The 12,441-nt window shown below is 44.9% G+C and carries 10 protein-coding genes; 2 read left to right on the forward strand and 8 right to left on the reverse strand.

The features are described 5' to 3' along the window. The 5 genes from fkpB to murJ all read right to left on the reverse strand — a co-directional run bounded on the left by fkpB (window position 1) and on the right by murJ (window position 6,618). Window positions 1–468 carry an FKBP-type peptidyl-prolyl cis-trans isomerase gene (gene fkpB / locus AC27HD_RS07615; RefSeq protein WP_032096892.1) on the reverse strand — a complete coding sequence of 156 codons (468 nt, stop codon included), beginning with the start codon at window positions 466–468 and terminating at the stop codon, window positions 1–3. A gap of 11 nt (window positions 469–479) precedes the next feature. After that, a complete protein-coding gene (lspA, locus tag AC27HD_RS07620) occupies window positions 480–1,031 on the reverse strand; it encodes a signal peptidase II (protein WP_032096891.1) in 552 nt (183 codons plus the stop codon). After that, window positions 1,024–3,843, reverse strand: coding sequence for an isoleucine--tRNA ligase (gene ileS, locus AC27HD_RS07625; RefSeq protein WP_487104814.1), 2,820 nt, complete (start codon window positions 3,841–3,843; stop codon window positions 1,024–1,026). Before ileS ends, lspA begins: the two co-directional genes overlap by 8 nt. 128 nt (window positions 3,844–3,971) lie before the next feature. Beyond that, window positions 3,972–4,892 (reverse strand): bifunctional riboflavin kinase/FAD synthetase, encoded by a 921-nt coding sequence (gene ribF / locus AC27HD_RS07630; protein WP_487104816.1) that lies wholly within the window; start codon window positions 4,890–4,892, stop codon window positions 3,972–3,974. 166 nt (window positions 4,893–5,058) lie between these two features. After that, window positions 5,059–6,618: a murein biosynthesis integral membrane protein MurJ gene (gene murJ / locus AC27HD_RS07635; RefSeq protein WP_487104818.1), complete on the reverse strand. Its 1,560-nt coding sequence runs from the start codon at window positions 6,616–6,618 to the stop codon at window positions 5,059–5,061. A 336-nt stretch (window positions 6,619–6,954) separates the two neighbouring features. Between murJ and rpsT the strand changes: the two genes are divergently transcribed. After that, window positions 6,955–7,218 carry a 30S ribosomal protein S20 gene (rpsT, locus tag AC27HD_RS07640; protein ID WP_032096948.1) on the forward strand — a complete coding sequence of 88 codons (264 nt, stop codon included), beginning with the start codon at window positions 6,955–6,957 and terminating at the stop codon, window positions 7,216–7,218. Window positions 7,219–7,423: 205 nt separating this feature from the next. Here rpsT and AC27HD_RS07645 read toward each other — a convergent pair whose 3' ends face one another. Genes AC27HD_RS07645 through AC27HD_RS07655 form a run of 3 tightly spaced genes read right to left on the reverse strand, consistent with a single transcriptional unit; the run spans window position 7,424 to window position 10,155 of the window. Beyond that, window positions 7,424–8,176 carry an SDR family oxidoreductase gene (locus AC27HD_RS07645; RefSeq protein ID WP_269520233.1) on the reverse strand — a complete coding sequence of 251 codons (753 nt, stop codon included), beginning with the start codon at window positions 8,174–8,176 and terminating at the stop codon, window positions 7,424–7,426. Next, window positions 8,176–9,273: a phosphotransferase family protein gene (locus AC27HD_RS07650; protein WP_487104821.1), complete on the reverse strand. Its 1,098-nt coding sequence runs from the start codon at window positions 9,271–9,273 to the stop codon at window positions 8,176–8,178. Before AC27HD_RS07650 ends, AC27HD_RS07645 begins: the two co-directional genes overlap by 1 nt. Before the next feature lie 60 nt (window positions 9,274–9,333). Further along, entirely contained in the window at window positions 9,334–10,155 is an 822-nt protein-coding gene (locus AC27HD_RS07655) for an SDR family oxidoreductase (protein WP_487104822.1), read from the reverse strand. A gap of 420 nt (window positions 10,156–10,575) precedes the next feature. Between AC27HD_RS07655 and olsF the strand changes: the two genes are divergently transcribed. Then, entirely contained in the window at window positions 10,576–12,294 is a 1,719-nt protein-coding gene (gene olsF / locus AC27HD_RS07660) for a bifunctional ornithine lipid synthase OlsF (RefSeq protein ID WP_487104824.1), read from the forward strand. The last annotated feature ends 147 nt before the right edge of the window (window positions 12,295–12,441 follow it).

A 12,441-nucleotide genomic window follows, 5' to 3' on the forward strand; every position in this document is an offset into this window, starting at 1 on the left:
TTATTTCTCGCCTTGAGCGCTAGCTCCAGATTTAACATCAACAATCTCGACATCGAAGACGACGGTTTGTCCTGCAAGCGGATGATTAAAGTCAACCGTTACAGAATCTCCCGCGACACTTCGGATTATGCCTGGAATTTCCGAACCATCTGGCTGAGCGAATGCCAAGATCATGCCTTCTTCGATGCTCAGATCTGAGCCGAAGCGGCTTCTGTCCATGTAGTGCATATTGTTTGGGTTAGGCTCGCCAAATGCATCGTTCGCTTCTAGCGTGAACGCTTTCTTATCGCCTTTTTTCAAACCTAAAAGACAGGCTTCAAAATTAGGAGTAAGGCTTCCATCACCCATTACCATTTTCGCCGGCTTATTATTAACCCGGGTACTGTCCGCCGCAGAGCCATCTTCTAACTTCAAGTCGAAGTGAAGGATAACTTCGCTGTCATTACCTATTACTAATGAGTCTGTCATATCTATTCCGATTACTGCTGTGAAGTTTTGCTGCTATCAGCCTGTGGTTTGTCTGTATGTTTATCACCGTTCTTAAACATATCTACAATCAATAAACCTGCTCCAATAAAAATTGCACTATCGGCAATATTGAACGCAGGCCAGTGCCAATTGTTTACGTAGAAATCAAGAAAATCGATGACATAACCATGCACTAAACGGTCGTAGACGTTACCAAGTGCACCACCAAGAATAAACGCAAAAGCCACTGGTAAAAGCTTTTGTGACCGTGGCGACTGTTTAAGCCACCACAAGATTACCGCACTGATACCGATGGCGATAGCGGTAAAGAACCAACGCTGCCATCCACCGGCATTGCTCAAAAAGCTAAATGCTGCGCCGTAGTTATGTACATAAGTCAGGTTAAAAAACGGAAGAACTTCTATCGATTGATACAAGTTCATCGAGTCTAACACCGCATACTTGCTCCATTGGTCAAGAACAAATGCCACCACGCTTATCCATAAAAAACGCAGACCAGTTTGACTAAAGAGCCTATTACCTGACACGTTGGAATTAGGCATATTGACGAACTTCCCCTTCGCCATCAATGTTGGTTACACAACGTCCACACAGCTCTTCGTGGTCAGCATGAGTACCAACATCTTCTAAGTGATGCCAACAGCGCACGCATTTTTCGCCTTTCGCTTTACTCACACTCAACCACAAACCATCAACATCGGTTTCTTGCGCGTCAGCAGGCTTACTGTCAACAAGGGTCAGTGACACACCTGAGGTAATCAGAACGAAACGAAGTTCATTGTCGAAGCTTGAAAGCGCATTGTATAAAGACTCTGTGGCATAAAGACTGATGCTTGCCTCTAACGAGCCTCCTAGCTGACCTTCTTTTCGGGCTTTTTCCATTGCTTGGTTAGCGGCGTCTTTCACGCTGATAACGCTATGCCAAAGGTCATCATTAAAGGTGTCGCTTTGTGTGAAGCCGTTAAAGCCTTCGTACCATGTTTCAGTAAATACGAATTCACTGCGTTTGCCAGGCAGTGCTTCCCAGATTTCTTGGGCTGTAAAGCTGGTGATGGGACCAATCCAGCGAACTAACGCTTCAATGATATGGTACATGGCAGTTTGGCAAGAGCGACGTGCTATACCGTCTGATTTAGCGGTGTACTGACGATCTTTAATAACATCAAGGTAGAACGAGCCAAGCTCAATCGAGCAGAAGTGGATGATTTTTTGCGTTACCACAAGCAAATCATACTTTTCATACGCTTCAAAAAGTTCGTCTTGCAATGCTTTTGCTCGTGCAACAATCCAGCGATCTAACGCAACCATTTCCTCTTCGGCTACCGCATCTTCCACATTAAATCCGTTGAGGTTTGCTAGTAGGAAACGAGCCGTGTTTCTAACCCGACGATAAGAATCTGCTGCGCGTTTTAAAATTTCATCAGAAACCGCAATCTCACCGCGATAGTCTGTCGACGCTACCCACAAACGCAGAATATCGGCGCCTAGCTTATTAGTCACTTCTTGTGGTGCAACCACATTACCCACAGACTTAGACATCTTCTTACCGTGGGCATCAACGGTAAATCCGTGAGTGAGTACTTCTTTGTACGGCGCATGACCGTGCATTGCAGTTGACGATATGAGTGACGACATGAACCAACCGCGATGCTGATCTGAACCTTCTAAATAAAGGTCAGCACTTGCAGGAAGGTCTTCTCTACGGTCAACCACAAAGTAATGGGTGACACCAGAGTCGAACCATACGTCTAGTGTGTCAGTCACTTTATCGTAGCTATCCGCATCGCTGCCTAAAAGCTGTGCATCGTCGATGTCCCACCAGGCTTGAATACCTTTCTTCTCTACTTCTAACGCGACTTTTTCCATGAGAGAGGAAGACTGAGGATGCACTTCACCAGTGAGTTTGTGAACGTAAAGTGGAATAGGAACACCCCACGTACGCTGACGAGAGATGCACCAGTCAGGACGCCCTTCCACCATTTTCTCAATGCGGTTTTGGCCCCACTCAGGGATCCATTTGGTTTGCTTAATTTGCTCTAACGACTCCCCGCGCAACCCTTTATTATCCATACTGATAAACCACTGCGGCGTTGCACGGAAAATAATTGGCGTTTTATGACGCCAACAATGTGGATAGCTGTGCTCGTATTTCACGTTCAAAACAAGGTTTCCCTTTTCTTGAACAGTGTCGATAATGGATTGGTTCGCTTTAAACACGAACTGACCTGCAAATAACGGCGTATTTTCAAGATACACACCGTTATTACCTACTGGGTTATACACCTCAATATCGTATTGCTTGCCTACATTGAAATCGTCAACACCATGAGCAGGCGCAGTATGTACACAACCCGTACCTGACTCAGTGGTCACGTGGTCGCCAAGAATAAGTGGTATTTTAATATCTAAAAACGGATGATTAACCTTAAGCTTATCTAGCGCTTCACCGGTACATGTTGCTACTTCGCGGAATTCGTCTACACCGTAGCGAGTCATGCAGCTTTCAAGCAAGTCTTGAGCTACCACATACCAATCGTTTGAAGGCTGAACTTCAACAATGGTATAGGTTAATTCTGGGTGTAAGCTTATCGCGCGGTTTGCAGGCAATGTCCACGGTGTGGTGGTCCAAATAACGACCCCAGTATTGTGAGCAAGCAGTTCGCTTTCTTCCACGCCAAATGCCGACGCGATGGCTGCTGAATCTGCAACCGGAAATTTCACGTCGATAGCTGGCGATACTTTATCTTGGTATTCAACTTCTGCTTCAGCTAAGGCCGAGCCACAGTCTGTACACCAGTGAACAGGTTTAAACCCTTTTTCAAGGTGCCCTGAATCTACAATTTTACTTAACGCTCGGATAATGTCGGCTTCAGAAGAAAAATCCATTGTTTTATAAGGATTATTCCATTCACCGAATACGCCCAAACGCTTGAAATCAGCCATTTGACCGTCTATTTGTTTTTGCGCATAGTCGCGACACTTTTGACGAAACTCGGCAGCGGTGACCTTTTTACCTGGCTTTCCTACTTTTTTCTCAACCATAAGCTCAATAGGTAAACCATGACAATCCCACCCCGGAACGTAAGGAGAGTCAAAGTCAGACAGGTTTTTTGACTTAACAATAATGTCTTTGAGAATTTTGTTAACCGCGTGTCCAATATGAATGTTGCCGTTCGCATAAGGAGGGCCGTCGTGAAGAATAAAAGGCTTTTTACCTTTTTTAGCTTCGCGGATCTTGGTATATACCCCTTTTTCCTGCCAGTCTTTAAGCATCTTTGGCTCGCGCTGAGCAAGGTTACCACGCATAGGAAACGCAGTTTCTGGAAGGTTCAATGTGGCTTTGTAATCACTCATAAAATTGTTTTATCCGGTTACCTTAAGTTTCATCCAATGTCGTTATGACACTGCGAAGGCGTTAAATGATGCCGCTGCACTTGCATTTAGTTGCATTTAAATGCGCGCTGCGACTTTATCACGATTAACTATGCTAACAACAGGCGCGCCTTGGCGGCGTCAGCCTGTATTTGATCTTTTAATGCTTCAAAGGAAGCAAACTTAATTTCATCTCGTATTTTTGCCATAGGCAGCACGGTGATAGGCTTACCGTATAAGTCTGCCGACAAATCGAAAATATGCACTTCTAACTGGTTTCTAACCCCATTCAATGTGGGTCTGGTACCAACGTTTGCAACCCCATTATAATGTTCACCGTCTATGTCCACCCTCACCGCAAACACGCCGTGAATAGGTGTTTTAAAACGCTTAAGCATGACATTAGCTGTAGGAAAGCCTATGGTCCGGCCTTTCTTTTCGCCGTGAACAACTCGCCCGTGAATAGCAAACGGACGACCTAGCATTTCTGTTGCTAGGCCAAAGTCGCTTTGCGCCAGTGCATCTCTCACGGCAGTAGAGCTTATGCGGTGGGCATGCATAGTGAAGCTTTGGGTACTAACCACATCAAAGCCGTAACGGCGCCCGGCAGCCTCTAGCATGGTGAAGTCGCCTTTGCGGCCAAAACCGAAGCGAAAATCATCACCTACAACAAGAAATTTAACGCCCAGATTATCAACCAACAAATCGTGGACAAAGGTATCTGCGCTTTGTTTTGCAAATTGAGCGTTAAAGCGCACGGCAAGCAGCCTGTCTACGCCCTGCTGGCTTAGCAATTCGTACTTTTCCCGAAGTGGGCTGATACGCGCGGGTGCCTTTTCTGGCGTGAAAACTTCCTCTGGCTGCGGTTCAAAAACCATCACAGTGGCGGGCAACGACAGCGAGCTCGCTTTCTCCATCACATTAGCGAGTACTGCCTGATGACCTCTATGTACGCCATCAAACTTGCCAATGGTGAGAATACACCCCTTATGGTGAGGTTTTACATTATTTAGCCCGCGGATAAATTCCACTGTTAACCACTACCTTTTTAACTGCTAGAAATTCAAAGCTCGCGATTATAGCTGACCCCGCCCGAATTACCAAGCGCCGTGCCAAGGAGACAAGCGTTCCAGCAATCAGGCAAATTCCCATACCGACGGGCTCAATTTTCACGATTCTTGCCCTTATACTCGCTATTTATTCGCCACCACTTCGAAAGTGCCGAGGTCTCATTCCCAAAAGCACCATGGTAGTAAGGAAGCCACCTACGGATAACAAAATGGTTAGCCCCACGTCTATCATTTGCTCAGAGAGTGCTAGATCGAAGAAAGCGAGTCCACGGTCGCGATAATAAATTAACGCTCCCATAACGGTGCTTGCTATCACGACACGGGCAATAAACAGTAGCGAAGTTCTACTTAACTCGAACACACCTTGCTTTCGCAATGTAATGTAAAGCAGCGCTGCATTTAGCGTGGCTGACATACTCGTTGCAATAGCTAATCCGACATACCCAAATGGAATGGCAAAAATGAGGTTAAACACCATATTGGCAATCATGCACCATATACCAAACCTAACGGGCGTTTTTGTATCTTGGCGGGAATAAAACCCCGGGGCCAGTACCTTCACCAACATAAAGCTTATTAAGCCAAAAGAGTAAGCGGTTAGTGAATAAGAGGCCATAATAGCGGTTTCTGCGGTAAATGCGCCCCGCTGAAAAATCACGGTCAGTATTGGACGTGCCATCGTGCCCAGGCCTACCGCCGCGGGTATGCCTAGCAAACACACCATTCGAAACGCCCAATCAATATTCGCAGCGAATGCTTTTGGGTTATTGGTGACGTGATTTCGAGATAGCGTGGGCAGAATGACAGTGGCAATAGCAATGCCGAATAAGCCCAGTGGGAACTCGAGTAACCTGTCGGAATAATATAACCAGCTGATGGAACCGGTCACTAAAAAGCTGGCGATAAATGTATCGAACAATAAATTAATTTGGCCGACCGAGACGCCGAATAATGCGGGGATCATCAGGGTGCGTACTTTAACCACGTTCTCATCGTGCCAGCCCCATTTGGGTTTTACCAATAGGCCCGCTCTGAATAAAAACGGCAGCTGAAAAAGAAATTGCACTATGCCACCAATAAATACACCCCACGCGAGAGCAAACGCGGGTTGTGACATACTGGGCGATAGGTATATAGCACAGGCGATAATACATACGTTGAGCAGTACGGGGGTAAACGCAGCAACGGCAAATTTATTTAATGTATTTAAAATGGCACCAGAAAGCCCCGTTAATGAAATGAAGGCGAGGTATGGGAAAGTAATTTTGAGCATGGTTGAAGCAAGTTCAAATTTATCCCCCGCTTCATCACCTTGTAGCCACGCAACAAACCAGCCGGTGCCAAATAATGCTGCAAGTACCGGCGATGCAATAATGCCCACAATAGAGACAATAAAAACAATTCCACCAAGGGTGCCGCTTATTTTAGCGACAAATTCTCGTAGTTCTTTCTTATCATCATTATTGTGAACTTCTGTGAGCACGGGGATGAACGCTTGAGCAAACGCACCCTCAGCAAAAAGCCGACGTAGAAAATTAGGAATTTTATTGGCAAAGAAAAATACATCGGCGGCAGCCCCATCACCCATTAGTTTAGCAACGACAACGTCTCGTACAAGACCTAAAACCCGTGAAACTAGGGTCATTACACTGACTATTAAGCCTGATTTGATTAACTTCCGTGACACGTGTGCTTTCCGATAGAGTAAACGAAGGGGAGTGAGCGGATCATGATAACCAAAGGCGCTAGCAGGTGAAATGATTTATTCAAAATAGTTGTGCATTTCTACGTATTTTATTGCTATAATCCGCGCCCGTTATGGGATGCAATGTTTAGGCATAGCTTTCGCGATGAATGCGCAACGTGTTGAGCACATTTACTGTTTTTTGCAGAGACTGTGTTTAATAGATTGTGCTTTCAAAATAGCCATCGATTTACATCGTTAAATCGTTTGACAATTTAGCGATTGGTAGGCACAATCCGCACCCTCGTTTTTGACATGAATTTATTTGGGAGTTACACCTTGGCTAACATTAAGTCTGCTAAGAAACGTGCAATCCAAGCCGAAAAGCGTCGTCAGCACAACGCTAGCCGTCGTTCAATGACTCGTACAAGCATCAAAAAAGTAGTTGCTGCTATCGCTAATGGCGATAAAGAAGGTGCACAAGCTGCATTATCTGCTGCTACTCCAGTACTTGACAGAATGGCTACTAAAGGCTTGATTCACAAAAATAAAGCTGCTCGTCACAAGAGTCGCCTAGCTGCGCAAATTAAAGCACTAGGTTAATCTTTACGATTAGCAATTAAAAAGCGCCCTAGGGCGCTTTTTTTATGTCTACATTTCTGTATACATGCTTTTTATATCCAAATGCTTCTTAAATCCAAATGCTTTGTAAAACCCAAATTCTTTGTAAAATCAGGTACATTGATAAAAAATGCATTGATAAACAAATGCATTCTCTTTATGAAGAATGCACTCGCTCCCTATCCCACTAACTCATTTTTCTTATTGTACTTGCAGGTGCAATGCGCATTACCCAGTGCAATAGTGCCCACGGCCAGCTAGGTACGAAAGCACTTGCCTTTTCTTTTTCTATTGCCTTGACCATTGCCCGACAACCCACATCGGTATCAACGATAAAAGGGACTTTCTCTACTTTTTCATTGATTTCACTGCGAATAAAGCCTGGATGAATACAGGTGACTTTAATCGGCGTGTTCATCACATCCATGCGTATTCCTTCAGACAGTGATGTAAGGCCGGCTTTAGTGGCCGCATACACGGTCATGGCACGCCTAAAGCCTCTCACCGCGCTGATTGAAGATATAGTTACTAGGTGGCCACTGTTCTGCGCTCTGAATATTGTCATCGCCGCTTCGCATTGTGCTAACGCTGACACAAAGTTGGTGGTAGCAGTTTGTTTATTCGCGTGAAAATAGCCCGTTCCTACAGATGCTCCCTTCCCCATACCGGCATTAACAATAACTCTATCAAGGCGTCCTAAATCTTGTTTAAATGCATCAAAAACCTCAAACACAGCGTCGTGATCATTAACGTCTAAAGACCGAATAAACACATTGATATCTGGGTTAAGTTCGAGTAACTCTGCTTTTAGCGTTTCAAGGTTTTCATAGCGCCTAGCACACAGTGCTAAGTTGCGACCTTGTTTAGCAAACTCAATGGCCATCCCTTTTCCAAGCCCAGAGCTTGCCCCAGTGATCAGAATATTTTCTCTTATAGTCATTATTTTTTTCCTGATGCTTTTATGGCCTTGTTGCAGCGCCACAGTAAGTAATGAATAAATACCCAAAAACGCTTAAACGCCGGGTTATTAGTTTGTCCGTGATGATAACGATAATAAATTTGCTGAGCGATCCCCGCTAAACGGAAAAGCCCATACACTTCGTAAAACGTGAAGTCTTCTACGTCAATATCCATCTTCTCGCAGTAGTAGGCGACAACTTGCTTGCGGGTAAACATACCCTCTAAATGTGTGGGCTGACGACGAGTAGATTGGGCTAAAAAGTCATCATCGGCATCAACCCAATAAGCTAGTGAATTTCCCAAATCCATAAGCGGATCTCCAAGGGTTGCTAGTTCCCAATCAAGCACCCCAATGATGTCAGTGTAATTATTTGGGTTAAGTACAACATTGTCGAAGCGAAAGTCGTTGTGGGTAATACATATACGTTCCTTGTCGGGCATGTGTCTTTCAAGCCAATGCATTACCTTTTTACCTGAGGGTACATTCCACGTTTTCGCTTTGCTGTAGCGCGCACTCCAGCCGCTAATTTGTCGCTCAATATAGCCCTTTCCTTTGCCTATGTGAGATAAACCGGCTTTCTCATGGTCTACCTTATGCAGCTCAATTAAGCTATCGAGCACATTGGTGCACAGCTGAGCCGTTTGTGCTTTTGTTGTGTTCAAATCTCGAGGTAGATTTTTGCGCGGTATAATGCCAGTGAACTTTTCCATCAGGTAAAAATCGGCACCAATAATCGATTCATCTTCACAATAGGCGTACATGGTTGGCACATAGCGATAAACCGGTTTTAGTGCTCGCTGAAGTTTATACTCTCGCTCCATATCGTGAGCACCTTTTGCTTTTGTGCCCGCCGGGCCTCGTCGCAAAATCATCGATGCATTGGGGTAATCTAAGCAGTAAGTCCAGTTGGATGCTCCACCTGCATACTGAGTTACTGCAGGCTCAGTTTCACAGCCATTACAACGGCCTTTCATGGTGTCATCGAGATTATCTTTAAGCCAATTATTTACCGCTTCTGCGCTTAGCTCTTCACCACTTCGCACTTGCTGTGCTTTATCTACAACGCCTTGGTTCATTCTTTCTCCGCTTTACACAGGTTAATGCTTTGCCGTTCTCGAGCTTTTGGATAAAGGACGTTAGCTGTCTCGCTTATCCATTACTTGCTTCATGGTTTTGGTCTGCGACAGCATCATTTTCAAATAGCGCGTCGATGACAACAGCTTTTTCAACAAAAAGGCGCGCTTACCTTCTTTGTGCGTCAAAATAAGAAACTGCTTAGCGTTTACTTGCTGGTAAATACTTAGTGCTACATCCTCTTTGCTCATGTCGGCTTTGGCGAAAAGTTTATTCAGCATTTTATGTGATGCAGGGTTGGCACTTCGCATCGACTCATCAAGATTAGTCTTGAAAAAACTGGGGCAAACCACACTCACCCCAATGTTATCTGGCGCAAGTTCCAATTTCATTGTTTCAGAGAAGGCCACCACCGCCGCTTTCATGGCGTTATAACTGCCCATATAAGGGATAGGCGTTATTCCGGCCTGCGAGGCAATATTTACGAAGTAACCGTGCCCCTGGGTTTGCATCAGTGGCAACAGCGCCCTACTCACTCGCACCATGCCTAACATATTGATATCGAATACCCATTGCCACTGCTCTGGCGTTTCATCAAGCAAGCTGCCGCCGGTGGCAACGCCTGCGTTGTTAAATACATAGTCGATACCCTGCCATTTAGCGCTTATCGTGCTGGCAAGTTCGTTAACATTCGTTTCCGATGTGATATCGCAGGTAACGTAGAAGGCGTCGGCTCCTATTAAGGTAAGTGCCTCGACGGTCTCATTGCCGCGAGCCTGATTGATGTCGGCAATACAAATTTTTATCCCTTTATGCTTTTCAGCCCACTTAATGGCAAGTGCCTTGCCCAGCCCGGTTGCTCCACCGGTGATGACGATACGCATAATAGTTCTACTCTTTGTTGTTACTGTTATCGAACATGGAAAACGGCATTGACCACGACGCTTTCGTATTGCTTTCTTTGCGTTGAACAAAAGCACTGGTTTGTAATTTCATGCTGACGCATTGATTTGTAACTTCATGGTGACGCATTAATTTATAACTTCGTGCTGAAGCACTGGGCGTAACAAGATACACACAATTTTTACATCTTGGAGTTTACCTTTTTTGCAGATGAATTCAAAAGTGTGATTACCAACAGATGCTGCGCAATCAGCCACATATTGTCTATCGGCTCTTTAATATTAGGTGCACATCTTCCTATGTATCCAGTTCAGAAATACGCACTGTAAAATAAGTGACAAAAAAGTATGTCAAAAACGTCACATTAGGTTGCTAGTGTTTGCAAAAAAACGAGAGAAGCTATGTTTACTGTCAACGACGTTTTAAACAAACATTATCCTCAGGTCGCGAACAATCCTCTTTTATTCAAATCGCTATCTTTCGCGCTAAGCCATCTTTTACACGAAAAAGAAATTCAGGCGTTTGGCGACACGTACCCGCACTACAATGATATTGATTTTGTTGAGCAAGTACTGGCGTATTTTAACGTCAGCTATTCCGCAAGAGACATCGAGAAAGAACGAATTCCTAGTGAAGGTCGTGTAGTGATAATTGCAAATCACCCTATTGGCTCTCTTGATGCACTTGCATTAATTAAACTCGTGAGTGAAGTTCGACACGATTTAAAAGTAGTCGCAAATGAAATGCTTATGGCCATTGAACCGCTGCACAGCATGTTGCTACCTGTGAACAATATGGAAGGCGGAACCCCAAAGCAGCATTTGTCAGCCATTCACCATCATCTATCACAGGAAGGTGCAGTATTAATTTTTCCCGCCGGAGAGGTCTCCAGACTTAGACCTCAAGGGGTTCGCGACACGCGCTGGCATTCAGGTTTTTTGCGCATTGCCCGTCACGCTAAAGCCCCTATTCTTCCCGTGTATATCGATGCTAAAAATAGCCCTATTTTTTATGGCGTGTCTATGATTTACAAGCCGTTGGCGACTGCGCTACTCGTGAAGGAAATGTTTAAGCAGCGGCGTAAACATTTGCCCATCCGCGTTGGGGAACTCATTGCATTTGAGTCTTATCAACAGCCAACTATAGCACTAAAAGAAAAAGTGAAGTTGTTTAAACGACATCTTTACCGCATAGGCAATAACAAAAAAGGCGTATTCGAAACCCAAGCAGCTATTGCAATGCCAGAGGACAGAAAAGAGCTCTCACGGGCTGTTCGCGCTTGTGAACATTTGGGGCAAACCGCCGATGGAAAGTCGATTTATCTTTATCAGCATACTCATTGCTCTCCCATTATGCGTGAGATAGGACGTCTTCGAGAAATAGCATTTAGAGCGGTTGGAGAAGGCACTAATAAGCGACGAGACATAGACCAGTACGACTCTCACTACTATCACCTAGTGCTTTGGGATGAGCGCGACCTAGAGATTGTAGGTGCCTATCGTTTTGGCGACGCCCAAGCGCTTAGCGAAGAAGGTCACCCTACGGGTTTGTACTCCGCTACGCTGTTTGATTACGATGAAAATAATGACGCCCTATTTGAGCATGGCCTAGAGTTAGGGCGAAGTTTTATACAACCTCGATATTGGGGAAAGCGAAGCCTCGACTATCTGTGGTTCGGCATTGGCGTTTTTCTTAGTCGCTATCCAAAGTACCGCTATTTGTTCGGGGCAGTGTCATTAAGCAATGCCTATCCTGATACTGCTAAGGATCTTTTAGTGCAGTTCTACTCAACATACTTTCCGGCTAAGTTCGGCAGTGTCACGTGTAAACAACCTTTTTGCCCCGCAAGAGAGCCCTTGCATGTGTTTACAGGTGACGATTATAAAGCCGAATTCACCATACTTAAGCACCTACTCGCTAATATGGGCGTAAATGTTCCCACGCTGTATAAGCAGTATTCAGAAATAGCGAAAGCCGATGGTGTCGCCTTTTTAGGGTTTAACGTTGATCCAGATTTTAACGACTGTATTGATGGTCTTGTGGTGGTTGATGCATTGGCAATTACTGAAAAAAAGCGCAAACGATACCTATGCCACGATGAGCTAAAGGCAACGGCTTGAAGACAGTTTAATAATGCGTCTTGAGCATTGAGAGACGGCAATAGGGCGTGTTGATATTAGCGGCTGATTTTTACTGTTAATTTTCACAGTCAATCTCTGCTACACATGTTCACAGCAAAGATTAACCCGCCCAAGTAGAGAATGAAA

This window comes from Alteromonas sp. 4NS20-0143 (assembly GCF_057542855.1).